Origin of the sequence: Novosphingobium mangrovisedimenti (genome assembly GCF_025153475.1) — a bacterium.
GTDB classification, from domain to species: Bacteria; Pseudomonadota; Alphaproteobacteria; order Sphingomonadales; family Sphingomonadaceae; genus Novosphingobium; species Novosphingobium mangrovi_A.
Map to the genome: position 1 here is coordinate 1 of NZ_JANZXA010000021.1, position 25261 is coordinate 25261.

The window sequence follows — 25261 nt, forward strand, 5'->3', positions numbered from 1 at the left end:
AATAACGCCATGTCGATCACTCCAATGTCCCCCGACGCAACAGCCAGGGGAAAGGTCAGAACATGGGTCACTTCTCAGCGGAAATTTATGCCTCTCCCGGGTCAACTCTCAGCGGAAATCAACACTACGACCCCTGGTTATTTCCGGGTGGGGAGTCATGGTGGTGATTTTGACTAAAGAAACGAATTTTCCAAATTTCAGGGAAAATAAATGCCTTGATAAATTCAATTCCCCTAATTTTGAACGAGACTTCGTTCAATTAATACTAGATTTCGATAATGAAATTAGAAACCTTTATGGCGTAAACGCAATAACCAATGAGTTAAGACTCGTCTTGCACGTTCTTCTTAACGGAGATTTGACCATAAAGGAATCTTCCATTGTTTCAAATTTATCCAACCGCGGTTTTCATGAAATGATGAAGCGAATGAAAGAGCGCAATTTAATTTCATCTACAGAAAATATTATGGACAAAAGATCGAAGCTTGTTAAAATTTCAACTGAATTTTCAATGTTCCTCAAGAGCTATGCACAGGGCTTTGTGGGGCAAATGGTAGCGAGATTCCGTTGTGAATCCAGTTCGTTAAGGGGCGAAGGTGAGTGAGGAGGTCTCGCCTTTTTGGACAGTTTGACGGCTGAGCTAAGCTGAATGACTTCTGTGGTTACCGCCCGTGGAAGCAAGAAGTTTCGGATCCAGTGGGCTTGTGATCGAGTGCGGTCTTCTGTCAGGCCTTCGATTGCAGCATTTCAGAAGCCGCTGGCCGGTATGGTGATCTGCGGATCAGGTCCAAATCTAAGAGCCTGATCCGAAACTAAGTTGAGTGGTATCAGTGGCTTTGTTGCAGAAATGCTCGAAGGATTCCGTTTGTGAATCCAGTGCGTTAAGGGGCGGCGATGAGCAAACGGCCCTGCGCACGCTACCGCACGACAAACTGGAAATCCTACAACGCAGCACTGGCGCAGAGAGGCTCGCTTCAGATTTGGTTTGATCCCGGAATGCAATGGCTGTCCCCGCCAACCGGCAAGCGCGGGCGTCAGCCGGTGTTCTCGGATGCCGCGATCCGGACATGTCTGACTCTGAAGGTATTGTTCAAGCTGCCCTTGCGCCAGACCACCGGCATGGTCGCAAGCCTTTTGGAGGTGGCCGGGCTCGATTGGCCTGTGCCTGACTTCAGCCCCCTGAGCCGCAGGCAGAAAACCTTGCTTGTCGAAATTCCCTGCCAGTCCGGTTCCGGGGCGTTGCACCTGCTGATCGACAGCACGGGCATCAAGGCCGCAGGCGATGGGGAATGGTGCAGGCGCAAGCACGGCCCGTCCAAGCGTCGACAGTGGCGCAAGGTCCACCTCGGCGTCGATGCCGGATCGTTGGAGATCCGGGCTATCGAAGTGACCGGCAGCCGGGTGGGCGATGCGCCCATGCTTCCCGAACTGTTAGAGCAGATACCAGAGGATCAAGCCATCGTGACCGTCAGCGCCGATGGGGCGTATGATACAAAGGCCTGCCACGATGCCATTGCTGCACGCGATGCCTGTGCCGTAATTCCCGCTCGACGCAATGCCAGGCCATGGCCTGAAGGCACGCCAGGCGTCGCGGCCCGCAATGAGATCGTTGGTGCAAGCGGGCGGCTTGGCAGAACCATCTGGAAACGATGGAGCGGTTATCACCAACGCAGCCGCGTCGAAACCAAGATGCATTGCTTCAAGCTGCTGGGTGAACGCATCATCGCACGAGACTTCGATCGCCAAGTGGCCGAACTGCAAATCCGGGCAGCCATCCTCAACCGCTTCACCGCACTCGGAACACCTGAAACTCAACGTGTTGCGTAACTGACGGTCTCCAAGGCCCGACGGCCAACCTGCGGACGATTTGTACAACAAAGCCGTCGAGAACGGCCATTCGACCACGAACAGCATACCTAATGGTGGGCACAAGTGGCGCAACACGATCTGAAAAGTCGGAACGCAGAACGCACGTGCCGGCTCGATCAGAGCTCGGCTAAAGCCGGCTCTAATAGCGGCAGTCGAGAATTTATGGCTTTAGTGACACTTTCATGGACACCTACCGCAAAATCGGTCGGCATTTGCGCGAGGGCGCGATCTGGAGCGCTTCCCACCAGTTCTAAAACCTCGGCAACGGCTTTGCCGATGATGGTGGGTCCCATACCAGCGGCCTTGCCGGTTTCGACAAAGTGCCGGCTGGCAATGTCGAGGATGCGGTACTTGGAATTCTTGCCTACAGACATCGCCAGTTTGAAGCTCTTGTGCGGAATCTGCTTCTGATCGAAGGCGGTCTGAGCAGTAAGCACATCATAAAATGGTGTAAGCCGATAGCCCCCGCCCGGGCTCAGGAACACACTGAAGTTCTTGCCATGACCGTCCGTCGCGCCGATCAGCCAGAAGAGTATCTGGCACTTGAAGAAGGCGGCCTGATCTTCGACTGGTGTGTCACTGCCCTGAAGAAGGGCTGAGATGTCCTTGATGCCGGGACCATTTTGGTGACCTTCAACGGTCGCCTGGTATTTCCGGGAAGGCGGTATGCCGAGCGCCTGACAGCAGTCTTCTTGCGGCAATCGAAGGAGACGCCCGTCCTTCTGCCACTGTCGATCGAAGCGCTCAACAACCAGGACACGGCGCTTCCCGAAGGTCGCGATTTCGGTTTGATTGACGGTGAGACCGAAGGCTTCGAGCAGCTTCAAACAATAGTGCTCATTGTCGACGCTGGCCGTCATGTCGATTGTGCCGCTCGAAGTAGGAATGGTGCCGATCTCGGGTTTGAGGATGTGCGTTGTCGGCGTCGTGCCGACAGGCTTCATCCATTGACCTTCATGGTGAAGCAGCGCCGTCTTTTCCTGTGCTCCGGCGACCGATATCCTGAATTCATGCTCGGGATCGATGCCTAGCGGGACGCCGCGGAGATTCGCGAGAATGGCCTCGATTTCCTCGTCTGTGACGGGCGTTCCCGTCACACCGTTTTTGGGCTCCACGTCCTCGTCATCATGCAGGAACTGCATCGCGCCGACACAATCGCGGCCAATCTGCGCCAGCAGGCTATAGGCGTCCGTACCGTCAGCGCCTGTCCATTCGGCAACCCTGGTCCGGATTTGCGGATTGTCGGGGAGAAGGTTCTCGAACACGGCGACTACGGGCGCGCCGCGATATGCCGCCTTTCTCATCGGCAATGAAAGCGAAACCGCGAAGCGGTGCTCCCATTCGAGCCAGCTCGGATCGTATTGGAAGGAGATTGCCCCGCTCGACTCTTTGGACAGCCGGCCTGTCAGCCGGTCGTTTATGAACACGTTGAGCGGGGAATGTTTTTTTTTGCGTGCCATATCAGAATACGTCGCCGATGGATTTGCTGTTTGCGACGCTACGCGGCGTAAACCGGATTTCCAGTTGGAGCACGGCCAGCAAGCGAAAGAGCGTATCGAGCTTTGCTCCCTCGTGTCCGGTCTCGATGCGCGATATGGTTTTCTGGCCAGTGCCCGCGAGGTTAGCGAGTTCTTGCTGTGACAAGCCGCGGCGCACGCGCTCGTTGTGAATGAGCGAGCCGAGTTGCCGTGGTGTTCTGATGGCTTCAGACATACTGACCTCCTGCGCCACCCTATACCCCATGAGGTATGTATTTGCAATATACCTTTCAGGGCATATAGTAGGATTATACCCGGCGGGGTGTAGCACCAATTCTGTATGTGAGAAGGAGGTGTCCCACGCTCAAAAACGCCTAAAGGCGGGGCAAATTTCGCTTGCCAAGATGTTCCCCGGCGCGCAAAATGTGTCCCAACAGCTTTTCCAAAATCGTCGCAAGCTGTTGAAACCAAGCCACTTTATGGGCAGCACTGGTGCGTACGGTGCATTACAAAACGGCCACGGCCGTGAGTGCTTTCTTGCGCAGCGATTTCTCGCTGCGTCGCCACGTCCCGGAAGGGGCGCGGCTCCCCCGAAGGGGGCCTTGTCCTTCTGCCGGTGGGACACCGGCAGGCTGATCATGGCGCCGCATAGGAGAACCTTTGATTTCATAATGACCTTCCGATCCAGGGATTGCAGGCCGCCTTCGGGCAACCGATAAAGGAGGCGGCGGGCAGACCATCGAAGGACCGATGGACATGCCCAAGAAGACCGACCGCGAACGCCTCGCCGACCTTGAAGCGCGCCAACGCGCTATGGCCGAAGAGGTGGAACAGACCCGCCGCGCCCTGCGCGGCAAGTACGCCGAGATCGTTATCGACCTCCCCGTTGAGGACCTCACCGAACGGGAATTTCGCGATCTGCTTGTCGCCGCGATCCGTTGTGGCGGCGCGGCGGCTGTGACCGCCCTTCGCGCGCTCCCTGAAGCAAGCGCATCGTCGCAGTCGGGTACTTCAACCAACTCCAAGTCATCCCGCAGGGATGGCCCAGCGACGAGCATGGCGTAGCCACGCGCAGGAGGCCGGAGCCACATTCGTGGCTCCGCATCGGCCCCGCGGCGGGCGCGAAGCCGCAAGGCTTCGCGTCCCTGAGCGGGGGCGAATTTACCGCCAGCATAAAGAAGGGGACCGGCCGAGCCGAAGCCCGACCGGTCCCCTTCTTGGCCGCTTACGCTACCGCCCGATTGGTGCGCTGGTCCTTCAGCGCGAAGAAGTGCGCCGGTATCCGCTTGGCCCTCACCTCGCGCGCCAGATGCGACTGCAGCCCGGAGCCCTCGCAGACGATCGCTTCGACCGGGCGCAGGCCCAGGAGCTGCTCGTTGCGGGCAAACCCCGCCCGCTTGCCGAGACGCCGGTCAAGCGTGAAGGCGATGAGCATGGTGCCACTGCGCGCCGCCCAGGCCGCCGCGATCGCATCACACCCCTTATCCTGCGCGGTGGTCGCCAGCACCATGTTCGGGACCCGCGCCTTCACCGCATCGAGCGCTTCGGTGAGGAGTTCGTGATCCTCCCAGACCTGCCCTCCCGAGAAGACCACCACCGGACCTTGCGGAGCGTGCGCCTCGGCCTTGCGCATCCGCCGCGCGGCGAGGAAGTCCTGCGCGGCAATGACCGAGGCGGTGCGCTTGGAAGAGACAAGCGATCCCCTCACCGACGACCATGGCCGCCCGCTTTCCGCAAGGTAAGTTGCCGCCGCGTGGTCGCGCATGCAGGCCACTGCCTCGCGTGCTTCGTCCAGCGACTGGCAGAGCACCTGCGCGTCCTCAAGTTCACTCATCAGCACCTCGCTGCCGTCGGCATCGCGGGCGAGATCGCGAACCTTCATCGCCGCCCGGTCGGCTTCGCCATCGAGTTGTTCGGCCACCTTGTGGAAGGAGTTGACGATCCCCCAGGCCAGACGCGGCGCAAGGCTTTCGATGCGGGTACCGCGCAGCACATCGAAGAGCGTGGCGACCAGCATTTCGGTGGCAAGCTGGGCTTGCATGGCGTCCGGCATGTCGCAGGTCAGTTCCTCCTCGCAGGCCCCCATGCGGCTCGTATCGAGGCCGGTTTCGAAGGCGGTGGAGAAGCCATCGACCGGCGTCAGGGTTTCCGCGGCGATAAGATCGGCGATTTCGGAAAAGTCGCGAATGGTGCGCTTGGTGTTCATCGTAGCCTCCTTGAATTCAGGAAAAGAGGCTTCCCCTCCTGCACGGGCTGCGAGCGCCGGGGTCAAGGACCGGGCGCAGCCCGGCCGCGAAGCGGGCGACGGAGGAACCGATTTGCAAAGCAAATTGGAGGGGCCGTCGATCCTTGAGGCCGGGGCTGACCCCGTGCCATACTCGGACTTGTTGGAAGAGAGAATAATACACGGGCGCCTGCCCCATACGCCCGAGCCCTGGCATGGGCTCGATGCCCATGACGGGGCTTTTGACAGCCAAGGGTTGCATCTTTGACGGACGGATCAGCGGAAGGCTTGAGTTCCCCGGCAGCACAAAAATGGGCTGGCGCGCGGAGTGCGGCCAGCCCGAATTGTCCGGTTCAGTCGCGCAGGCGAACCATGTCTATGCCGGCATCATCATGCGAGCTGTGACACCCCATCGCCCGGATCAGGCGGAATGTAAGCGTCAAATGGGTTCCCATCGCAGAGATGTCCAAACGGGGTCATGACGTAATCGCCTTCGTCACGGCCCACGGCCGTGACGACGTAGCGGGGAACGCCTGTCTGGGCATCGGTGCACTCCAGAAGCGCGAGATGGCCATCGGCCGCGGCGCGAAGCAGCGTTTGGAAATTGCGGCGATAGGGTTCAGGGATTGCCATGCGAACCTCCTGTCATCGGGAAATGATGGGGCGGACCAAAGGCCCTGCCCCGGGTGATCAGGCCGGCTTCACGCCCGCATACGCGGGACAGCGGTGTCAGCGATCTGGTCTACCTTGTGGAAGGCATGGATCGGAACATTGGCTTCGCGCAGGACCTGATAGAGGTTGGCCTGCAGGCCGGATCCTTCGCACAGTAGCGCTTCGACCGGCTTCAGTTCCGCCAGCTTGCGGTTGCGGGTGAAGGCCGTCTTCCGACCCGAACCGTAGAGCCCGTAGGCGACGAGCGGCACGCTGTTTTCCGGACGCGCTGCCCAGGCCGCTGCGATGGCATCGGCGCCCTTGCGCTGTCCGGTCGTCACCAGTGTCATGTGCGGCACACGCGCCTTGATCTCGTCGAGCCGCGCCCACAGCGTCTCCCAGTCGTGCCATTGGGCAGGACCGGAAAACACCACAACAGGTCCCCTGGGACTGTGCTTCTCGCGCGCGGCCAGTTCACGGGCGCGCAAGAAGTCGAGCGCTGCGATCTGGCTCGCGGACGAGGCCGAGGAGGCCTTGCTGCCGCGCGCCGGGGACCATGGCCAGCCCGACTGCACCCGGTACATCTCGGCGGCATAGTCGCGCATGCATTCGATCGCGGCGCGCTGCTCGGCGAGCGACTGGCACAGCAGCTGCTTCTCTTCGAGCTCGTTGTTGTAGACCTCGCTCATGTCAGGATGGCGCGCCAGATCACCCAGTTCGAGCGCGATGGCATCCTCGCGGCGTTCCAGCTTTCCGGCGACAAAGTGGAAGCTGTTCACGAAGCCCCAGGCGATTTCAGCACCAAGCGGTTCGAGCCGGGTGCCGGTGAACAGGTCGAAGATCGTGGCGATCACGCCGCCACATTCGGCCTGCGCCGCGAAGGGTTCCGGCATGTCGTGTTCGCCCGGCTCCTCACCCGGCTGGATGATGGAGACGGCAAGCGGATCGCCGAATGCCGCCTGGAATTCCGGGGTGGCGGTCATCTCGGCGTAAAGTGTCTTGAGGTCGGCGAAGCGATCGACGCTGCGTGTGAGATTGGTGCTGGTCATGGCGAAGGCCTTTCACATCTCGGGATCTGAACAAGAGAAGGCCGGAGGCGCTCATTGCGCCTCCGGCCTTCACGAGGTGCTGTTCGTGCAGGATCAGAACAGCGGTTCGTCGCCCTCATCGGCGCCCGCGCCCATCAGCGCGCCATCGGCGCCTGCGGTGCTGCCGCCGAAGCCTTCCTGCCCACGCTCGTCGTAAGAGCGCTGCATCCCGCCAAAGCCTCCGGCGAACTCGGACCGCATGGTCTCGCGGCGCCAGGCGATGGTGTAGCCGCCGTCTTCGGTCGGGAAGAGCGCGACGGGCAGCGGTTCGGGAAGGCCCGGATCATCGACCGATCCTGCAAGGAACGCTTCCCCGGTCTTCTTCGAGAAGGCCTCCCACAGCGCCCCGATCTGCACCCAGCGCCGTGCGACGTTGAGCGCCAGGATCTCGTACGCGGGCGCGCGGTCGCTCATGCTCTCGACCTTGCGCAAACCGATACGCGGCAGGTCGATGGTGCGGGTAGCGATGGCTCCGGTAAGGCGGCCATTGACGCTGCGGATTTCTCCAATGTTCATGATCTTCACTCCTTGATGATGTCGCTCTCGAACCAACTTCTTCGCGACACTTTCTCCGGACCTCCTCTCCTCTGTATCCCGCCCTCGCGGCCTCACCCCTGCGTGGCCGGGCGCAACGCCCTCGCCTCCCGCGCCGCGCCGTCCGCAAACCTGGGCGGGCTGGCCCGCTGGTCATTTCAGGGGTATTCTTCGGCGATGGACTCGGAAACGCTTCGCACCGTCGCGGACCTTGCGCGCAAGCGCGCAGCGCACCGGTGTTCAGGCGCGCATGACGACGGCATGATGCGGCTGGGCGCGGCACGCGCCCTCGCCCAGCTTGCTGTGGATCTCGAGGTTTCCGCGGACGAACTTGAGCGCACTGCCGGTTCGCGGCGAAGGCGGAACTGATCAGCGCCTTGGGGATGAAGGGGCTATCCGGTCGCGTTCCGGATCACCGCACCTCAGTTTCCAATTACACGGTGCATGCCGAGGTCAGGCTGAAGCTGGAGCAATCCAGGTCAACGTGAGGCGGTCTGGTCCGGCCATCTGGCCCTCGGCGACAACCTGTTGGTCATGGAATGGGGCAAGATCGTCCTCGGAAACGAGGAAGATCAAATCCCCATCGCCCGTTTCGAGAACGGCGCTGCGGCCGTTGAGACGCAGCAGGCCGGTGAGGCGGCGATACGTAGGCTGGTGCGACGACATCATTCCTTGGCTTTCAAGCGCAGCGCACCGTGCACGCCAATGCGAGCACGGAACGTCCAGCGGTAGATTCGGAAGAAAGCCATAAGGCCCCTGTCTGGTGTTTCCTGGCGATGATCAAGTCTGACCATAGGGCCAAAGGACACATGCACTTCGCAGGCCTTAGCCAATTTCACGCAACGAGGGCCAAAATGGTTTCGTCGTTGCCTGGAGTTCTGGATGACGTCCGAAAGGGTTGCATGGGATTGCCGGTCTCAATGATGAATTGGCACACCCCGGAGTGCCGGCGCCGCTGGAGCGCCACGGCATAGGCATGTTCAAAGCCAGCCAACTGCGCGCGCCGGGGCGACAGCGACGGCATGATCTTGGCTTCAGACATGCTGCATCTCCCGTCAGTCGGAAAGGCGGTGGTGCGATCCACCGGCTCTTCAGTTGAGCCAGGATGATTGATCCTTGGGCAAGCGTCCATCGGGATCATGAACCTGCAGCCGATCCGCTGCCGTCAGGTTGGAATGAAAGATCACGAGATTGGTACCGCCCGGATGCCGGATCGAGGGAAAAAGAATACCCTTGTGTCCCTCCGTGATGACCCTGTCCGCCAAAAGCCATGATGGCGGCAGTGCCCTGTCGATACGTGCGATCTTGCGCCAGGGGCAATCCCATTGCGCCCAGTCACCCGTCCAATGCTCCGGGTCGAACCCTTGCGACAAATCAACGACGCTTCCCAGCGAAACCATGTAGCTCGCGAGTGTGGCCGGCGGCACCAGTGACGAGTCCTGACGGTATTCTTCCAGCGCCGTCTGCGGCGCGCGAGAGAGATAGAGGGCCTCCATGCCCACGCGGTTGAAACGCCCGCCTTCGCTCGCGGCGCCCGCCCCGCTCAGCGGGACAAAGGCCCATTTGGGTGTCAGGTAGCGATAGAAAACGTCGTCCGGCCCAAGCGAAACGATCTTCACCCGCTGGCGCCGTTCTCAAGATCGCGCAGATGCGCCATCACGGCATCGGCATGCCCCTCGGCGACCAGTTCGGCGGCCGTCCTGTGATCGTAATCGGCAATGGGCTCATTGCGGTACCAGTAGATCGCCTTCGATACGTCACCGGTCAGCGTCGCGGCCGCCGAAATGACCCGCACCATCTCGCGCAGCTTGTCCTGCAAGCGTTCAGAAGCCGGGTTGCGCAAGGTGTTGCGATGGACCCCTGCAAGGTTTGCGAGGCCCGCAACCTGTACGCCGAGCGCTTTGGAGAAACGCTTGGGCGAGATATAGGGCGTGCGCGGTTCCTGCAGGCTTTCGACGAAGCCCGATATAGCAGCCGCGCCGTGATCGATCGATACTGTGTCCATCATGTCAATCTCCACGACCTGATATAAGCACAATATTTGCACATTTTCAAGGTCATGATCAGCACAGATCGCGGCATGCATGGGGACGGCGTCATGAAAGAGAACCCGCAGGCGCTTCATCGACGAAGGCGAGTATCACTTTGCCGTCTCCCGAACATATGGACACGCGCCTCCCGGCGGGAATGAGCCACGCGATCTCCTCGGAGACGATCTCGCGTATCCGTTCAAGAATGGCGGCATCCTCGCCCAGCAGCAGTGTATTGGCGACCTGCCGCGCCCGCATCCGGAATTCGCGCCACTGGGTTTCCCAGCTGTCGTTGTCGGCATCGTCTCCGGCACGAAAGCAGGCATCCTCAAGGAGAATGGCCAGATCTTCCGGATCGATCGTGCAGTTCTGCGTGAGCAGGACCACGACCGTATCAAGGTCACAAGACCAGCCATCATCGGGTAAGATCAGCACATCAGTCGGGATTATGTGCGAAGACGCCTTGTCCTCACCGTCACCTGGCAGTCTGACCGCAACATCAAGGGCGATCGATGTTACACGCCCGGACACAAGCCCGGGAAGCGGCACTAGATCATCCTCGCAGCGGAACGTCCCGGCTTCGGTCGAGATCGCAAAAGACAGGTCAGCGATGCGCGGCAGGCGGTCATACCAGCGATAGCCGGTGAACGCGGTGACTTCGCACACCAGAGTTCCGCCCAGCGGATCGCCGCGCTCCAGTACACGCGCGGCGCATTGTTCGATGGCCGGACCGTGTTCGGGGAACAGGATCATCGGCATATCTCTCACGCATTCCAATTCGCCATTGCGCATGCCGTCAGCCGTGTGCGGTAGCCAAGCCGCCAGCCAGGGTTCTGCTTCGGCAAGATCGACATCGAGGTCCCGGGCCCGCAGCCACTGGGCATAAGCGAGGCGATGGCCTGGGCTTTCAGCAATCGTACGGTAGATCGCCCGTTCTGCCGCCTCGCGCAGGTTTTCGAGCGCAGTGTTCTGAACCATTTCCTTGCGCGCTGGCAGCACGAGTTGCAGCGCCGGCGAATCCAGAATGTCCACACGGACCTGCCAGCACCTGTCGACGCCGACTTCGGTAACGGTCGGCATTGGGCACAGGACGGTAAGGCCGTGAAAGTTGATGCGGGGATAGGTCGTGGGCCACGAACCGCGATCACGGTAGATGCCGATGCGGCAACCTTGCCATTCCTCGATCCGGCATGCGCCGACGAGAAAATCCTCGCGATCCAGTTGGACGCCGTGATACCGGACCGTCAGCGGGTAATGGCGGGCAGCGTTCGTCACCGCGCCTGGAATATCTCGTTGCCACGCCTCGGGCATGTCGATCCTGATTTCCGTGCCGGCTTCGATATCGCAGCACTCAATGGCAAGCGGTGCGCCGCTTTCCCAGGCTTCGGGCGGAATGACAACGCGCCATCCCATTCCAACGGTCGGGGAATAGGAGCGGATTTCGACATGCCGACCGGCCAGGCTGAACACGCCCATTCCGGCCGGATCTTCGCTGCGGGCGATGTCGCCGCTCCAGCCAGAATCTCCCAGGGTCAGTATCTTTGCGGGATCGTCTATCCCGGAGCCGTCGTCACGCAGAACCAGAAGCTTGCGGTCTTTCGTCTCGATGACATCGATGTCGACCTCGCTGGCACCAGCCCTGCGTGCATTCTGCAACAGCTCGGCCAGAACATCGGCGACGCCGTTGTTGAAGAGGCGTCCGACCTTGCCGATCAGCGATTGGCCGACGGACGCATGGATTGTGGAAGGAAAGGACATGGCTCAGCTCCGATGACGCGATGCGATCCATTCCGCACCGTCATACCTTTCCCATTTCCTTCTCCCTTACATCGCAGGTTCGCGCACACAGTCAGGGTTCAGGCCGTCACATGGGCGATTCCTGCGTTGAAGCGCTCAATCCAGTCGCACATCGGTTGACGGTCTTCCACGGGAACGCTGGCGGCGGCCTTCTGGAATTCGACGAGATCTACCGGAGCCCCGGCAATGATTTCGTCGACCTCATCTGGATCGAGCAGTCGCTGATCCCGAATATAGGCCGTCATCGAACCTGGACGTGATGCGGTGGAACTGCGCCACAGACCTTCGACGCTGCGCAGACGTGGCCCCGCTCGTGCCTCAACCAGCACGATCAGGCGCAAACACCAGCGGGGCAGTGAGCGCAGTTCATCCACTTTCTGGGCAGCGCAGAGCCAGCAGGCCGACTTGATCGGGACGGGCAGGCCTTCCTCGCGGATGCGGCTGGCGCAGCGGGCGCGATCCCACCCCCATTCGCGAAGGGGATAGCGGTAGTCGAAGCGTTCGCTGATGTGTCCTTCGCGATGCGCGTAGCGGCGGCTATCGGCGGGAGAGGCGTCGTAGCCGATAAGCTTTAGAACCTTGCCGCCGCGGCGCCAGCAGTCCTGAGCGGGTTTCCAGTCGGAGACCCATTGGTCCTGCGGCTGGATTTTCCACTTCTGGCTGCAGCTGTGGCGCCCGAAGCTGATCGAGGGTAGCGTGGCGTTGGTGAGGCAGTTTTCAAGCAGGGTGAAGTACGGCGGCCAGTTCTTGAAGCGGCGCGGCGTATAGCGCACCACATGGTGCTCGATGCCTCGCTCATCCATCCACTGCTGGAACAGGGGCAGAAAGGCGTAAGTCTCTTCGCGTTCGGTGCCGGTATCGGCAGTGAGGACCACGGATAGCGGCATGCCCTTCGCTACCCACTCGATGATCATCGCCGTGCTGTCGATTCCCATGCCCCAGGCCGCAACGACAGGCACGCCGCACGGAACTTGCGCAGGGCTCATGCCGTTCACCACGGGAACACCGGCAGGCCATCGACAGTGTCGGCATCGCAGTCAAACAGCAGGTAGCTGCACCCCAGATCCCGGGCGAAGCGCATGGCCGCCAAAAGCTCCTGCGGGACCTTCCGGCGGTACGGTTCGGGGATTTCGCGGCTGGCCACGAACCAGCCTTCATGGGTCGAAGCGACGGCCAGTGGCCGAAGCGATCGGTCAAGTGCGGCCCAGGCATCGAGCCGCTCGGCTGTGCTCAGGCACACATGCGATGTGCTGAGCACAAGGTAGCGCCCGAATTCCACAGGCACCTCCAACGGTAGTAAAAATGGAAACGTGCCGACCTATGCGAGGATCGCACGGCCGGCACGTGGCGGTTCAATTGACCTTTTCGAGGATCTTGCGCGCCTTGCCCTCGATCTCGAGCCGGGCGTCCTGGTTGGTCTTGCTCCGCGCGTGGGCGGTAATCCCCTGCACGAAGTCATAGAGGCTCTCGGGCGGACGACCTTCCTCGGCGAGCACAGTGGCAATGATCTTGCCCGTCTCGGCCTTGGAGAAGCCGCGCTTCCTCAGGAAGTCCTCGCGATCCTCATCCTTGCGGGCAACAATGCGCTCGCGCGCCTGTTTGATGCCATCAACAAAGCTTCTTGGGGAGGAATCCGCGAAGTGCGCCAAGGCGGGCGCAGCCTCATGCGCGAACCGATTGGCGGCGAACTTCGAGTGGCGGATATTGATCTCCTCGAAGTTTTCGACACCCCACAAATTGCGATTCATACACACGGCGCGCAGGTAGAACGTCGCGATTCCCAGCGTCTTGGAGCCAACCTCGGAGTTCCAGGCATAGAAGCCGCGGAAGAAGAGATCGGGCTCGCCATTGGGCAGCTTGCCGGCCTCGATCGGATGAGTGTCATCAACGAGGAACAGGAAGACATCGCGGTCGGAGGCATAAAGCGTCGTCGTCTCGCTGCTCACATCGACATGGGGATTGTAGACCATCGAGCCCCAGTCGAGCACGCCTGGGACCTTCCATCGCGTATCGCCAACGCCATCGCCGGCGATGCGCATGACCGCGCTGACGAGTTCGTGGTCCCAGATGCGGCCATAGTCGGGGCCGGTGACTGCGCGCAGTTCGGTGCGGCCATCGTCGGTCTGGAGCAGCTTCACCTGCTCGCCGCGATGCGAGAGCAGGCCATGTTGCATGTTGATCCCGGCAAGCGCCGCCGGCAGCGTTCGCAGATAGGAAGCGGGCGCCCCCACCAGGCTCGCGAGTTGCCCGAAGGACCAGTTCGTCGGCGCAATCGGCGTATCGTCGCCGGGCGCGATCAGCGTGAGCATTTCCGGGTCCTCGCTGCGCGCCTCGACACGCACCTGCCTGCTTTCGACGATGCGTGTGGTCGCCTGATCGGCCCGGCGGCGTACGCTGGCGTGAAGGTCGGTGAGCGAGAGATAGCGTTCATCGTCGGGGCGCGAGAACCATTCGGACGAAACGCGCGAAATATTCTGGCCGCGCGAGATGTCGACGCGGTATCCAGTGCTTACGGGCGCGTCGGAGGGTTGCTCGATGATGCGGGCGATGGTGGCCATGGTGGTGCTCCTCGAAGATGGTAATGGTCAAAAAGCCTGAAGCGTCGCCGCCCTCAGGCTCATCCTCTTCATCCCCCTTCCCTTTCGTCACATGGCAGTTGGCCCCGCCCCGTCGGGGCCGGCGATCAGCGTTTGCCATTCGTAAAGCAGGTGAGCATCCGGATCGTGTTCATTCCCGATCGCGATCCGCACCAGGCGTCCATCGCAGGCAAAATTGGCGGCGCGCGGGAAGTCGCAGTAACTGCGCCCTTCGAACACGAAATCCCGGGAACGGACCTGGATCACCTTGCGCGCCGCGCCCAGCGCGCGATGGTTGAAGGGCGCGTGCAGGAGGGTGAGGGTATCTCCGGGTTTGAGACGCTTCCTGAAGCTCGCGAGCGAGACGAGACTGGCGACCGGATTGGCCTTCCCGCGCCGGGCAGCGAGCGCCGACCAATAGGCCTGCCCGATGGCCACTTCCGCATAGAACGAGCAGCTCCAGTAATCCTGAAGCGGGTTGGTGCGGCAAAAGCCGAAGCGCTCGATCTGATCGCGCACCGTCGTGATGAACGTCTCCTGCGCGTCGCGCGTGGACAGATCACCCGGCGCGTCGAGAACTTCGGCCGTGATCTTGCGGCCACCGGTAAATCGCTCGCTGCGAAGGGCGAAGCGGATTTCAGGGAAATAGCTCGCAACGTGCGTTTCGATCCGGCGGCACAATGTGCTCAGGTCCTCGGACGGACGATAGAGGTCGCCCTGGTAATTGAAATTACCCCGCTCATCGTAGGGTGTCTCGCTGTAGAGGCGCGCAGGCGCCTCCACCGGTATGGTGGATGGCATCATCGTGTCCTGTTCATTGGGAGGAAAGGAGCTTCAGGCGCGGCCCAAGGCGACCCAGGGCCAGTAGCCGAGCCGTGTACCACCGTTGGCCACTTCAGCCTGCCAGTCGGCGAGAGGGTAATCGGGATCCTCGCTCAAGCCATTGCGGCTTTTAGCAGTGGAGGCCGCATGGGATTTTCGCGACAGCATGTCACTCAGCATGGCGCCCGTCGTCTTGAATACCATACCATCGGCAAAGATCGCGCAGGCCCCGCCCCCGAATTCACCAACACGCGGCCGAGAGCAACTGCAGGCCCATTCGAACCCGATGGGCGCCTGGCGCAGGGTATCCTGGCAGCAATGCCGGATCAGTTGCCCGAGAGCATCCGGCTGGAAGTCGGTCGTCGAGTACAGGAAGACGGTGGATAGCTCCGGATGGCCTCGCGAGTTCCCGGCTTCGAATTCCACGCCGAAGTCCGGAAAATCAGGATCGGGAAAGATGGCAAGAAACCCGCTCCACGGATCGTCCGGTTTGACCGGCGGAAAGGCAGCCAGAAACTCCGGGGACGGGTCCTTGGGCGTATCTTCGGCCATGAAGGCGTAGCTCGCCTCGAAGGCCTCCTCGATCAGCGCCAGTTCGGCATGGGTGCAACTGAAAGAGAAACTCCCTTGCACGTACGCATCAGCCATTGTCCGTCTCCCCATTCTCGCCGGTCTCCGCAGTGCCACCTGCGATGGTGATTGGCGGGGGCTGAAATTCCGCACTTTCGAACCATGCTTCGATCGCCTCAAAGGTTCCGAGCGCGCGGATGATGCTCAGGGCAAGGACGATTTCCTCGTTCTCGGTCATGTCGAACTGTGCAGGCGTGCCGGTGCCGAAAAAGACGACGCGCTCGGGGCCGAACACGCCGCTGCAGCTACCGGAAGCGCGCACAAAGGCGATGCCATGGTCTTCGCAGAACTGCTCGGTCCACTCGAACATGCCGCCGGGCTGCGCATAGGCGAAGGCCGCGAGGGTCTCGCCGGGACGTAGCGATGCAGGATCGAGTGGTTCGCCTTCCCAGTCGGCCCGCCCTCCGTCGCGGTCAATCGCTTCGAAGAGGCCGGAAATACACGAATGAGGAATCACGCCGCCAATGCGAATCGACGCACTTGCCCGGTCAGCCATCTGGGTTCTCCATATTTGAGGTTCTGAAATGCGCGCCCGGCCAACCGGGCGCACCTACCCTCCCCCACTCCCTTCACTAGCCAAGGCGTGATGGTGTGGATGCCGAAGCCGGATCAGCCTCGCGAGATCGCTGAAAGCACCTCTTCAGCCCGATCGCTGGGCACGAAAATGCGTGTGGTGTACTGGATGACCTCGGTGAAGCAGCCCCGCGCCTTGAGCCAGTCACGGTCGCCAGGGGCCGCCCCGCGCAGTTCCAGGCGGCGGCTGTTGTTGACGAAGACCGAGGCCAGGCGAACGCCGTCGAGCCAGGGGACCAGCACGCCGCCATCACTTCGCGCGGCAGCTATCAGTTCGGCCGGCGTCAGGCTCACTGATGCGGCAAGGCCAAACTCGGCCTGAAGTTTCTCGACGGCGGTCGGCATGACGATCCGGCCGAGCAATGCTTCGCCGGTCCTGTCAGCAATCCTCCGGACCCGAACATCATCTGTTGGGAGCTTGTGCCAGACAGGTAGCAGGAGTCCCGTCGCAAGGCTGATCGTCTCGACATCCAGCTGGGCCGAGGCCGCCGTCACTTCGGCCTCCCACAATGTGCGAAACGCATCCTGCTCGATCGGCAGCCAGTGGGTGCCCTCCAGAGCATGCGCGGACAGGCGTTCGCTTCCGGTGGGTCGAACCAGTTGGCACATGGGTACCGGGCGCCCCTCGTCATCGGTGATCGACCAGGAGGGAACCCGCAGCGCGACCTTGCCCGAGCGGCCGTTCCTCAGCCAGGCAATGCCATCGGTACCTTCCCACATGCGCGTGAGCCGCGCCCAGGACATGGTGCGAGGCTTGGTGTGAAGCTCCAGACGCAACAGGCGTGTCTGCGCACCGGTGACGGGATCGGTACGTAGGACTTGATCCCCAAGCGGCACGATCCGTTCGGCGACAATGGTCTCGACGCCCAGATCGAGCGTGCCCGCCTCGCGCGCGGCATCGATACGCGCCTGGATGAGCCCGCCATATTCCTCGAAGATGGCATTCTGCACTGCGATCCTGAGCGCCAGGATGCGATTGAGCCAGCGCTGGATCGGCGGCAGGCGCTCCAGCAGAGCGCCGCTGTCTTCCTCGACCAGTTTGAGACCGGTCATGTTCGTGAAGTCGGGAAGTGTTGTGCTGGAAAGCTTGCCGGCGTGCAGCAGGTGATACCACTGGGTCAGGGCTTCGCGCGCATAGGTACTTTCGAGGTTATCGGCCGGGTCGAAGAGGTTCTGCCCGCCGGTCTGGCGCTGGCCGCGCGTGAGAGCACCCAGGCTGTCGAGCCGCCGCGCGATCGTGCTGATGAAGCGCCGCTCGCCCTTGCAGTCGGTGGTAACAGGACGGAAGACCGGCGCGCTGGCCTGATTGGTGCGATGGGTACGCCCGAGCCCTTGAATGGCGCTGGCCGCCTTCCAGCCCGGTTCGAGCAGGAAGTGAATGCGGCGTTTTCCGGCGCTGCCGCTGCCCAGATCCGCGTGGTAGGAACGCCCCGTGCCGCCGGCATCGGAAAAGGCGAGGATCGGCTTGCGCCCGGCCATGAAGGCATCGCTGTCAGCCTTGCGCGCACCGGGACTACGCGATTCCAGCTTCTGGTTGCCGTGCGGATCGAGGACGATGCGTTTGGTCCGGCCGGTAACTTCCGCGACCGCGTCGCTGCCGAAGCGGGCAATCAGCGCGTCCAGTGCCGCGGGAATAGGCGGCATGCCGCACAGCTGCTCGATCAGATCGTCGCGCGCAGCCATGGCTTCGCGGCACGGCACCGACGCGCCGTGTTCGTCGACCATCAGTTCGGAACGCACGGTGCCATCACTCGCCGTAAAGACCCGCATCTGCCGGGTAGGAAAGGCATTTCTGAGATAGTCGATCAGCCCATCCCTTGGCGAAACGTCGACGGCGAGATGCGCGCGTTCCTGCGCGGACAGACCTGACAGACGCCGCTCCAGGACCGCCTCGCCGGTCGTCACCAGTTGCACGACGGCGGCATGGCCGGCCGCCACTTCGGCTTCGATCGCCCGGATCAGGCTCGGCATCTTCATGGAGAGCAGGACCTGGCTGAAGAATCGCTGCTTTGCGCTTTCGAACCGGGAGAGTGCCGAACCCTTGACCTGCGCGTTCAGCGTATCGCCCGACATGCGATCGACGACGCCTGTGGCTTTCAGGGCCTCATCCAGGTGCTGATGTATAATTCCCCAGGCGTCGGCATAGGCGTCGTAGATCGCGATCTGGTCCGGCGTCAGCTTGTGTTCGAGGGGCTCGTATTCGACGCCGGCAAAGCTGAGAGCCCGGGCGGTATAGAGCCCCATGGCCTTCAGATCGCGTGCGACAATTTCCATGGCGGCGATCCCGCCATCTTCCATCGCCGCCATGAACCCGGCCCGATCCCGAAAGGCCGTGCCCGGCCCCCACAATCCGAGGCGCGCGGCGTAGCACAGGTTCGCCGGATCGGTAGCGCCTGTCGCCGAGACATAGAGCACGCGTGCGCGCGGCAGCGCGTGCTGCAGGCGCACGCCGGCCAGCCCCTGCTCGGAACCTTTGGCTGCGCCGAACTCGGTCTCTGTTCCCGCTGCATTGGCCATGGCGTGTGCCTCGTCGAACACCAGCATGCCTTCGAAGTCCTGCCCCAGCCAGGTACGGATCTGCTGGAGCCGCGAGGCCTCATCGTGGCGTGAAGATCGCAAGGTCGCGTAAGTCAGGAACAGGATGCCGCTTGCCATGACTATCGGCTTGCCGAGCGGGAAGGCATCGAGCGGTTGGATATCGATGGGAAGGCCGCCCAGCGCCGACCAGTCGCGGCGGGCATCCTCGATGAGGCCGGAGGCAAGCGAGATCCACACTGCCTTGCGCCGTCCCCGGTTCCACTGGTCGAGGATCGAGGCGGCCACTTCGCGTCCCTTGCCGACACCGGTGCCATCGCCAATGAAATATCCGGTGCGATAGACATGCCCATCCGCGGCTTCGGCCAGTTGATCGCCCGCTTCGTTGGGAACGAAGGTGCCCGGCAGATCGCGCTCGAACGCCTCGCCTGCCTGGATGACGGTTTCAAGCTGGGCATCGGAAAGCGCGGCAAGGGCTCGTGCCTGCAGCATGGGCCGATAGCAGGGCGCCGGTGGCAGCACCGAGGCCATGGCAAGCGATTCCACGAGCTGGTCCGGATGCGCGGCAGCGTCCGGGATTGCGATCCGGGAAAGCCGCCAGGGCACATAGATGCCAACGGGATCGCCCGCAGGCAGCGGCGTCTCGCGCACCGTGTATTCGAGCGGCTTTGCCTGATCGTCGATGCGCGGATCCCGCCTGGGTATGCTACGGCGCGGCGATGCGAGCCCCGAGAACAGGGGCGAGGCGGCAAGCCGCGCAGCGACACACACTGGCGGTTGCGGCAGGGACGCCGCAGGTGGCAGTGTCGGCGAGGGATCGAGCCGGGGCGGCAGTGCCAGAATGACCGGCAAGGCCTCATCCAGCGAATGGACGCTGTGGCGCTCCACCGGCCCCGCACAGCCCTTGTCGTAAACCAGCAAACGCACCGCGATGCTGGTGCCGTGTTTGGCGAAAGGGCTTCCCAGGATCGTCAGTTCCGCGCGTGGCGGCGCGACCTCGGCCACTGCGGTGTAGCCCGTCGCAGCGCTGCCATCGCAGGCAAAACCGGGCGACATGATCGCCACGCAGCGTCCCCCATGACCGAGATGCAGAAGTGCCGAGCGCAGATGGCGCGCGCCAGCGTGCCGATCGTTGCCGCGCCCCTCGCTGCGGCTGAAAGGCGGGTTAATCAGAATGATGTCGGGAGAAACGCCAACGGGCAGTTTGTCGTGGATGAACTCGGCGTCATGCGTAGTGACCTCGCGATCCAAAGCCCTGCCCAGCAATGCAGCACGGCCGGGATCTCGTTCGTTGAGCAGCAGCCGCGCACTGGCCCGTGCTGCATGGACCGCAAGCATGCCGGTCCCCGCCGAAGGTTCGAGCACGAGGTCCGACGGCCCAATTCGCGCAGCCCGGGCAGCAAGCCATGCCAGGGCGAGCGGTGTGCTGAATTGCTGCAGATCGATCTGGGTCTCGGACCGGTAGGTCTGTGTCGGCAGGCTCTTCTGCAACGCGAGAAGTGCAGCAAACGCGGCGTGGGGATCGTCACCTTTCTGCGGCCCCCAGTCGTTGCACTTCAGGAAAAGAACCTGCGCGGTCTCGAGTGCGTCATAGGCATCGCGCATCGACCAGGCACCATCGGCGTCCGATGCGCCGAACGTCTCGGTCATCAGTTGGGCGAGGTTTCGGCGAGATATGGACTGCGTGCGCGACAGCCTATCGGCCACGGCCCTGGCAACGCTGAGCAGCTTGTCGGCTTTGGTGGTACCGGCAGCGCCATCGGCCCCGGCGAGATTGAGAAGCGGCAGGTTCATCGAGGTGATCCTTGGGTAAATCAGACGGCTCTTCCGCCACCTTGCCCATCCCTCCTTTCCCCCTCGGTCCGTGTGAGCGGGACGCAAGGAAACGGGGCCGCGACATGATCGTCACGGCCCCGTGAGGAGGGTTCAGTCGAGTTCAGGCGGCTGCGGCGATCGGATCGCTGTCATCCTCGTCCGCCGGGTTCGGGTCCGCTTCCATGTCGGGAGCGGTTTCCATTTCCGGCTCGCTGCTCGTCACAACGGTGCCGTTGTCATCATATGCGAGTGCTGCGCCGTCCGCAGCGTCGAGCGGCGCGAAGCGCATGGCATCGGGGAGCCAGGCCAAAGCTCGCTCCTTGATGCCGAACTCGACCAGAATGTCGCCGGCAAACAGCTTCTCGGCCGAGGCGGCAAGGTCGTGTTTCTTCGAGGCGCCGTAGCGCTGGCGAAGGTCCGCCCCGCCGACGTCGTCAAACAGATCAAGGATCGCCGGCTTGGTGATGCGATCGAAGTAGTTGCGAGCCGTCGGCCGCCACCAGGCCGCGACATCGATATCCAGCTTCGTGCCCAGATGGTCGATGAAGGCACTGCCCGTTGCGCCTGCCGGCACGGCATCGATCGTGCGTGCTACCGCCCACCCCAGCCAGCCCGCGATGGCTTCCTCGGGAAGCGCGCAGAAGGCATCATAGCGCATCCGGACATCGTCATGATCGCACCAGCTACGGTCGAGGGAACCCTCGATCCGCGCCCATTCCTCGGCGGCTTGCGTGCCGCTCTCGAAGTTGGAAACGCGAGGTGATGGAACCCGGGCGCGCAGGTCGCTGGCGAGTTCCATGCCGCCGTAGAGCCGGGTTGCCGCATCAGCCATGATAAAGGTCCCGAGATCGAGCGCGAAACGCGGATCGCTCGCAACATGAACCGCCAGCATTTCCGTCTTCATCATGGCAAGCTCGTCGATAAGACGCTGGCTGTGCGCGGGCCTGGATGCGGCATCCGCCTGGGCATCCTCACCATCCTCGTCATCGCCGCCATGGGGCTCGATGCCCTCGTCGTCGCCCACCGGCTCTTCGACCGGCGCGACGTAGAGCTGCTCGTGAACCCTCGGCTGGCCGTCGCGGCCAATCACTACATAGGCGAGCGAGGACGCCTTCTGCTCATCGGTGAGGACGGGGACCCGATTCTGGATCGCTTCGTATTCCGCCTCGAGTGCCTGGACGCGGGCTTCATCGTCAGCGGTGTAACCCTCGCCGTCCTCGTCGTCGGCCGTCTCTTCGATCGCCTCGATCTCGGACTGGATCGCCGCGCAGCGCGCTTCCTGCTCCTCGGTTAGCGGCGGCAGTTCGCCATCGACATGCCGCAGGTCATAGGTCTCGGTGTAGGGAATGTGGGAGGCGGGAACCGCACGGATCTGGGCATAGCCTTCGCGTGTCCGGATGGCTTCGGCGGCAGCGGTCAGCTTTTCTTCTGCGAGGTGATCGAGGATATCGCCGTCGATCCACATTTCGCTTTCCTCGTCGGAAAAGAGATCGGCATCGATCCGGCCTCCAGAGGCAATGTAGGCTTCTCGGCCCACCAGCAGCGCCTTTGGTTCGCTGCCGCGATAGCCGCCCGAAGCAAGCTGGCGGCGGATTTCGCTGAGGTTGCTGCGGTAGTAGCCCTGCCCCAGTTGCTCGAATACCGAGGCCTGACGTGCGGTATCCGACGTGCTGGCGTAGGCCATGGCGACATCGAGCGTGATCTCGCCTTCGCGCAGGGCCTCAAACACCGGTTCGGCAAGATTGGCAAGCCGCAGGCGGCCGAGCACGAAGCGTTCGGTGAGACCGAAGCGCTTGGCGATATCGGCAGGCGTCTTCTTCTCGGTCTCGATGATATCCTGGAAAGCGCGGCAGGCATCGGCAGGCGACATTGAGAGCTTGAAGAAGTTCTCCGAGAGGCTGATTTCGATGGCGTCATTCGCTTCGGCCACCACCATGACCGTCAGTTCGGTATCGGCGGGGAGGTCCCCCTTCTCGATGGCCCGGTGAACGGCATCGAGACGGCGGCCACCGGCAGTGATCCGATAGTGGCCCTTCTTCCGCGTAACCGGAAGACCGATCAGGTTCTGGATCACGCCGCGCGCGACGATACTGGCTTCGAGCTGGGCATCGGCTTCAGGATCGCTCGTCTTGCGCACGTTGCTCGGCGACTTGGTCAGTTTCGAGGCCGGGACGAAGATGATGGGCTGGGACATGGATATTCTCCTGGCGGACGAGGCCCGACCATTCAGGCCGCTTGCCGCGTCCTCTTCCCCACCCCCTTCCTCCTTGACCGCAGCAAGTCGTTCCAGTCGTTGAAGCCTGCCGGCGGCCAGATCGTCTCGATGGTGCGGCCTGGCACGGCATGAGCCTCACTGGCCTTGGCGGCACCGATGCGCCCTGCCCGGTCGGCGTCGGGTAGCAGGATCAGGCGGGTGACGGTTTCCGGCACAGCGACGTGAGGAAACCGTTCACTGCCAAGCGTTGCCCAGACCGGTAGACCCAGCAGGATCATGGCAGAAAGGGCCGATTCCACACCTTCGGCAAAGCCCAGCACTTCAGTCGCCGGTGCGAGGATGACAGCGCCTCGGCCCGGTTGGGCGAGAGACCGGCGCGGATTGGCCAGGTCACGGGCTCGGCGCGGTTCATGGGCGTCGAGGAACGTCCGCTGGAGGGCGACGAGGCGGCCATATTCGTGAATTGCGGCGAGCATGGCGGGACGAAACACCGCAAGCTTACCTCGCCCCAGCGGCGTGCGGGGATGATAGCGCAAGGCGGATGGCGTAAGCGGTATAGCACGGCGCAGGAGGTAGGCCTGGACCAGCGTTCCCGCGATCGGCAAGGATTCGTCCCACAAGTCCTGTGCGCGCCGTCGAAGCCAAACCGGGCTGAGGGGCGAACTTGGTGATCCGGTGAGCCTCTCGCCACCCGCAGGGCTACTCACATCGAGACGCCGGATTGCTCGCATGACATCGACGGTCTCGCAGCCTGCGAAGCATTTGAACAACAGGGCTGTCCTGCCCACCCGCACCGACAGGCTAGGCGTGTGGTCATTGTGCGCCGGGCAGCGGCACATTCCGCCGCCCGGCGTCCAGATCCCGCCAAGCCGTTTAACGAGATTGGCCGCCTCGCTTTCCATATCTCGATAGGGGTGAATGATGGACGGTGTGGGCATAGCTGCTCCCCGAACGGAACATGCCCTTCCCCCTCACCTCCTCCAGATTTCCGAAGCCATGTTCGACTACCGGTGAATTCCGGCGGCAGGTTGGTCGGGGACTTGAGAGTTGGCCGATCTCGCAACCGCCACAACTCGCATATTTAGCCCAATTGCCTGTCTAGAATACAAGCGCCCTGCAGGCCGATCGTGCCCGATCTGCAGGGCTTCGGGGATTATTCGGACTTGCCGCGCCGATCTGTGGCTTGCCGGCTAATCAGCGATAGGCCGGTGTCAGCGTCTTGCGCGCCTTGTGGGCGGGCTTGGCCTTGGCACCGTCCTCGGACACCGCAGCCCCACCACTGGATTTTCTGGATCTGCCCTTCGTCGGCTTGGTCGCAACAGGTGCGACCGCTGAACTGGCTTCGGTGGCCTCGGATGCTTCGAGCGGAGCCGGGGTTGCTGTGGCATCGGCCGAAGTGTTCTCCGCCGCCGGTTGCCTTGCCATACGCCGTTTGGGGGCCGGCCTTTTGGCTGCGGCCTTCTTTGACGTGCTTGCTGCTTTTGTCGTCTCTGTCTGCGGTGTGGTCTTTACCTCAGATGCCGGTGCCGGGCTGGAATTCGGGGTTTCCGGAGATGCCGGGACGGCATCGGCAGCATTTACCGGTGCGGTACTGGCCGGGGCGCCCTTAGCGCGAGGTCGCCGGGCGGGTGCCTTCGCGGGAGCAGCGGTTTCAGCGCCGGCAGCCTTCTTGGGCGAAGCCGCCTTCTTCTTCTTCGAGGTGCTCTTGCTTGGAGCAGCCTTCGCTTTGACCGGCTTGGCAACTTCTTCCGTGACTTCAGGTGCCGGTGCTTCCGCGACCTTGTCCCCTGCACCGGCATTCTTGGCACGGGCATGCGTCTTGGTCGCCACCTCGCGGCGTAGCGCGGCGTACGCCGGCGCGACCATCGGATAATCATCGGGTAGATTGAACCGAGCTCTGTATTCGGTGTCGGTCAGACCATGCTTGGTCAGGTGCCTCTTCAGCATCTTGAATTTCTCGCCCGTGATCAGCGAAACGATGACATTCGGATCGGCAAGCGATTCCTCGATGGACACCACGGGTGTATTGGTAGCTGAAGCCTTTGGCACGGGTTTGGAAACCGAGGCTTTCGTTTTTGGGGGCTTGGGGGGTGCAGCCGGTGTTGCCGCAGGCTTTGTTTCAGGCGCAGGTGCGGCCTCGGGTTCAGCAACAATCTCGGCCTGATTGCCTGTCAGATCGACGGTTTCCTTGGTCTGTATTTCAAAGCCGGAAATCGCCTTGAATACATCGCCCAGCAATGTCGGCAGCTCGGCAGCGCTGAGCTTGTTGTTGTTCACAAACGCCGTAACCAGATCAAGCGAAGCGCGGCGCGCGTCAAAGTCGTCCATAACTGTCCATCGGGAAATTTAGTGCAAGGAGCGGTGAACACGTGCTGCCCCGCGTCAGGTTGAATGTCAAATTGCGGCGTCCCTGGCCGCCATCAA

Annotated in this window: 25 protein-coding genes; 4 read left to right on the plus strand and 21 right to left on the minus strand. The window is 62.3% G+C overall.

What is annotated here, in order from left to right; all coding sequences use genetic code 11:
- Positions 1 to 604: hypothetical protein (locus tag NZK81_RS19860; protein ID WP_260047786.1), on the plus strand; the 604-nt coding region annotated here is incomplete at its 5' end.
- A gap of 290 nt (positions 605 to 894) precedes the next feature.
- Complete coding sequence (locus NZK81_RS19865; RefSeq protein ID WP_260047787.1) at positions 895 to 1827, plus strand: IS5 family transposase; 933 nt, start codon at positions 895 to 897, stop codon at positions 1825 to 1827.
- 158 nt (positions 1828 to 1985) lie between these two features.
- Here the strand turns inward: NZK81_RS19865 and NZK81_RS19870 are convergent, their stop codons facing one another.
- Together NZK81_RS19870 and NZK81_RS19875 are read right to left on the minus strand one after the other, a co-directional pair.
- On the minus strand, positions 1986 to 3329 hold the full coding sequence (locus NZK81_RS19870; protein WP_260047788.1) for a type II toxin-antitoxin system HipA family toxin: 1344 nt from the start codon (positions 3327 to 3329) through the stop codon (positions 1986 to 1988).
- A gap of 1 nt (position 3330) precedes the next feature.
- On the minus strand, positions 3331 to 3582 hold the full coding sequence (locus NZK81_RS19875; protein ID WP_067737373.1) for a helix-turn-helix domain-containing protein: 252 nt from the start codon (positions 3580 to 3582) through the stop codon (positions 3331 to 3333).
- A 521-nt stretch (positions 3583 to 4103) separates the two neighbouring features.
- Here NZK81_RS19875 and NZK81_RS19880 point away from each other — a divergent pair.
- On the plus strand, positions 4104 to 4412 hold the full coding sequence (locus NZK81_RS19880; protein ID WP_260047789.1) for a hypothetical protein: 309 nt from the start codon (positions 4104 to 4106) through the stop codon (positions 4410 to 4412).
- Between the two features lie 160 nt (positions 4413 to 4572).
- Here the strand turns inward: NZK81_RS19880 and NZK81_RS19885 are convergent, their stop codons facing one another.
- The 4 genes from NZK81_RS19885 to NZK81_RS19900 form a co-directional block, all read right to left on the minus strand.
- Positions 4573 to 5553: a DUF2493 domain-containing protein gene (locus tag NZK81_RS19885; RefSeq protein WP_260047790.1), complete on the minus strand. Its 981-nt coding sequence runs from the start codon at positions 5551 to 5553 to the stop codon at positions 4573 to 4575.
- A gap of 408 nt (positions 5554 to 5961) precedes the next feature.
- The gene (locus tag NZK81_RS19890) at positions 5962 to 6204 is read right to left on the minus strand and encodes a DUF6117 family protein (RefSeq protein WP_260047791.1); all 243 of its coding nucleotides are present in this window, start codon (positions 6202 to 6204) and stop codon (positions 5962 to 5964) included.
- A gap of 68 nt (positions 6205 to 6272) precedes the next feature.
- The gene (locus tag NZK81_RS19895) at positions 6273 to 7271 is read right to left on the minus strand and encodes a DUF2493 domain-containing protein (protein WP_260047792.1); all 999 of its coding nucleotides are present in this window, start codon (positions 7269 to 7271) and stop codon (positions 6273 to 6275) included.
- 93 nt (positions 7272 to 7364) lie between these two features.
- Entirely contained in the window at positions 7365 to 7826 is a 462-nt protein-coding gene (locus tag NZK81_RS19900) for a DUF736 domain-containing protein (protein ID WP_260047793.1), read from the minus strand.
- Positions 7827 to 8021: 195 nt separating this feature from the next.
- Here NZK81_RS19900 and NZK81_RS19905 point away from each other — a divergent pair, with 195 nt between their 5' ends.
- Positions 8022 to 8213 (plus strand): hypothetical protein, encoded by a 192-nt coding sequence (locus NZK81_RS19905; RefSeq protein WP_260047794.1) that lies wholly within the window; start codon positions 8022 to 8024, stop codon positions 8211 to 8213.
- Positions 8214 to 8297: 84 nt separating this feature from the next.
- Here the strand turns inward: NZK81_RS19905 and NZK81_RS19910 are convergent, their stop codons facing one another.
- From NZK81_RS19910 to NZK81_RS19980, 15 genes are all read right to left on the minus strand, one after another.
- Positions 8298 to 8513, minus strand: coding sequence for a DUF5818 domain-containing protein (locus NZK81_RS19910; RefSeq protein ID WP_260047795.1), 216 nt, complete (start codon positions 8511 to 8513; stop codon positions 8298 to 8300).
- Positions 8514 to 8679: 166 nt separating this feature from the next.
- Positions 8680 to 8886 carry a hypothetical protein gene (locus NZK81_RS19915; protein ID WP_260047796.1) on the minus strand — a complete coding sequence of 69 codons (207 nt, stop codon included), beginning with the start codon at positions 8884 to 8886 and terminating at the stop codon, positions 8680 to 8682.
- Positions 8887 to 8935: 49 nt separating this feature from the next.
- A complete protein-coding gene (locus NZK81_RS19920) occupies positions 8936 to 9463 on the minus strand; it encodes an RES family NAD+ phosphorylase (RefSeq protein ID WP_260047797.1) in 528 nt (175 codons plus the stop codon).
- Complete coding sequence (locus tag NZK81_RS19925; protein ID WP_260047798.1) at positions 9460 to 9852, minus strand: hypothetical protein; 393 nt, start codon at positions 9850 to 9852, stop codon at positions 9460 to 9462. The genes NZK81_RS19920 and NZK81_RS19925 overlap by 4 nt, the downstream gene beginning before the upstream one ends.
- Positions 9853 to 9940: 88 nt before the next feature.
- A complete protein-coding gene (locus NZK81_RS19930) occupies positions 9941 to 11632 on the minus strand; it encodes an ATP-binding protein (protein ID WP_260047799.1) in 1692 nt (563 codons plus the stop codon).
- A 98-nt stretch (positions 11633 to 11730) separates the two neighbouring features.
- The gene (locus tag NZK81_RS19935) at positions 11731 to 12657 is read right to left on the minus strand and encodes an adenine nucleotide alpha hydrolase family protein (RefSeq protein WP_260047800.1); all 927 of its coding nucleotides are present in this window, start codon (positions 12655 to 12657) and stop codon (positions 11731 to 11733) included.
- Positions 12658 to 12662: 5 nt separating this feature from the next.
- Positions 12663 to 12950, minus strand: a complete 288-nt coding sequence (locus NZK81_RS19940) for a DUF5983 family protein (protein ID WP_260047801.1) — start codon at positions 12948 to 12950, stop codon at positions 12663 to 12665.
- Positions 12951 to 13023: 73 nt separating this feature from the next.
- Positions 13024 to 14229 carry a DUF932 domain-containing protein gene (locus NZK81_RS19945; RefSeq protein ID WP_260047802.1) on the minus strand — a complete coding sequence of 402 codons (1206 nt, stop codon included), beginning with the start codon at positions 14227 to 14229 and terminating at the stop codon, positions 13024 to 13026.
- 87 nt (positions 14230 to 14316) lie between these two features.
- Positions 14317 to 15048, minus strand: coding sequence for a hypothetical protein (locus NZK81_RS19950; RefSeq protein WP_260047803.1), 732 nt, complete (start codon positions 15046 to 15048; stop codon positions 14317 to 14319).
- 33 nt (positions 15049 to 15081) lie between these two features.
- Positions 15082 to 15717, minus strand: a complete 636-nt coding sequence (locus NZK81_RS19955) for a hypothetical protein (protein ID WP_260047804.1) — start codon at positions 15715 to 15717, stop codon at positions 15082 to 15084.
- Positions 15710 to 16195, minus strand: a complete 486-nt coding sequence (locus NZK81_RS19960) for a hypothetical protein (protein ID WP_260047805.1) — start codon at positions 16193 to 16195, stop codon at positions 15710 to 15712. Before NZK81_RS19960 ends, NZK81_RS19955 begins: the two co-directional genes overlap by 8 nt.
- A gap of 113 nt (positions 16196 to 16308) precedes the next feature.
- On the minus strand, positions 16309 to 20601 hold the full coding sequence (locus NZK81_RS19965) for a strawberry notch family protein (protein ID WP_260047806.1): 4293 nt from the start codon (positions 20599 to 20601) through the stop codon (positions 16309 to 16311).
- Positions 20602 to 20743: 142 nt separating this feature from the next.
- Complete coding sequence (locus NZK81_RS19970) at positions 20744 to 22816, minus strand: ParB/RepB/Spo0J family partition protein (protein WP_260047807.1); 2073 nt, start codon at positions 22814 to 22816, stop codon at positions 20744 to 20746.
- Positions 22817 to 22848: 32 nt separating this feature from the next.
- Complete coding sequence (locus NZK81_RS21750) at positions 22849 to 23775, minus strand: DUF7146 domain-containing protein (protein WP_419181724.1); 927 nt, start codon at positions 23773 to 23775, stop codon at positions 22849 to 22851.
- A gap of 256 nt (positions 23776 to 24031) precedes the next feature.
- Complete coding sequence (locus tag NZK81_RS19980) at positions 24032 to 25165, minus strand: MucR family transcriptional regulator (RefSeq protein ID WP_260047809.1); 1134 nt, start codon at positions 25163 to 25165, stop codon at positions 24032 to 24034.
- Positions 25166 to 25261 lie beyond the last annotated feature (96 nt).

Excerpts from the sequence above, each read along its gene's own strand:
- NZK81_RS19865 (WP_260047787.1), top strand. The coding sequence starts at position 895 with ATGAGCAAACGGCCCTGCGCACGCTACCGCACGACAAACTGGAAATCC.
- NZK81_RS19870 (WP_260047788.1), bottom strand. The coding sequence starts at position 3,329 with ATGGCACGCAAAAAAAAACATTCCCCGCTCAACGTGTTCATAAACGAC.
- NZK81_RS19875 (WP_067737373.1), bottom strand. The coding sequence starts at position 3,582 with ATGTCTGAAGCCATCAGAACACCACGGCAACTCGGCTCGCTCATTCAC.
- NZK81_RS19880 (WP_260047789.1), top strand. The coding sequence starts at position 4,104 with ATGCCCAAGAAGACCGACCGCGAACGCCTCGCCGACCTTGAAGCGCGC.
- NZK81_RS19885 (WP_260047790.1), bottom strand. The coding sequence starts at position 5,553 with ATGAACACCAAGCGCACCATTCGCGACTTTTCCGAAATCGCCGATCTT.
- NZK81_RS19890 (WP_260047791.1), bottom strand. The coding sequence starts at position 6,204 with ATGGCAATCCCTGAACCCTATCGCCGCAATTTCCAAACGCTGCTTCGC.
- NZK81_RS19895 (WP_260047792.1), bottom strand. The coding sequence starts at position 7,271 with ATGACCAGCACCAATCTCACACGCAGCGTCGATCGCTTCGCCGACCTC.
- NZK81_RS19900 (WP_260047793.1), bottom strand. The coding sequence starts at position 7,826 with ATGAACATTGGAGAAATCCGCAGCGTCAATGGCCGCCTTACCGGAGCC.
- NZK81_RS19905 (WP_260047794.1), top strand. The coding sequence starts at position 8,022 with ATGGACTCGGAAACGCTTCGCACCGTCGCGGACCTTGCGCGCAAGCGC.
- NZK81_RS19910 (WP_260047795.1), bottom strand. The coding sequence starts at position 8,513 with ATGATGTCGTCGCACCAGCCTACGTATCGCCGCCTCACCGGCCTGCTG.
- NZK81_RS19915 (WP_260047796.1), bottom strand. The coding sequence starts at position 8,886 with ATGTCTGAAGCCAAGATCATGCCGTCGCTGTCGCCCCGGCGCGCGCAG.
- NZK81_RS19925 (WP_260047798.1), bottom strand. The coding sequence starts at position 9,852 with ATGATGGACACAGTATCGATCGATCACGGCGCGGCTGCTATATCGGGC.
- NZK81_RS19930 (WP_260047799.1), bottom strand. The coding sequence starts at position 11,632 with ATGTCCTTTCCTTCCACAATCCATGCGTCCGTCGGCCAATCGCTGATC.
- NZK81_RS19935 (WP_260047800.1), bottom strand. The coding sequence starts at position 12,657 with ATGAGCCCTGCGCAAGTTCCGTGCGGCGTGCCTGTCGTTGCGGCCTGG.
- NZK81_RS19945 (WP_260047802.1), bottom strand. The coding sequence starts at position 14,229 with ATGGCCACCATCGCCCGCATCATCGAGCAACCCTCCGACGCGCCCGTA.
- NZK81_RS19950 (WP_260047803.1), bottom strand. The coding sequence starts at position 15,048 with ATGCCATCCACCATACCGGTGGAGGCGCCTGCGCGCCTCTACAGCGAG.
- NZK81_RS19955 (WP_260047804.1), bottom strand. The coding sequence starts at position 15,717 with ATGGCTGATGCGTACGTGCAAGGGAGTTTCTCTTTCAGTTGCACCCAT.
- NZK81_RS19960 (WP_260047805.1), bottom strand. The coding sequence starts at position 16,195 with ATGGCTGACCGGGCAAGTGCGTCGATTCGCATTGGCGGCGTGATTCCT.
- NZK81_RS19965 (WP_260047806.1), bottom strand. The coding sequence starts at position 20,601 with ATGAACCTGCCGCTTCTCAATCTCGCCGGGGCCGATGGCGCTGCCGGT.
- NZK81_RS19970 (WP_260047807.1), bottom strand. The coding sequence starts at position 22,816 with ATGTCCCAGCCCATCATCTTCGTCCCGGCCTCGAAACTGACCAAGTCG.
- NZK81_RS21750 (WP_419181724.1), bottom strand. The coding sequence starts at position 23,775 with ATGCCCACACCGTCCATCATTCACCCCTATCGAGATATGGAAAGCGAG.
- NZK81_RS19980 (WP_260047809.1), bottom strand. The coding sequence starts at position 25,165 with ATGGACGACTTTGACGCGCGCCGCGCTTCGCTTGATCTGGTTACGGCG.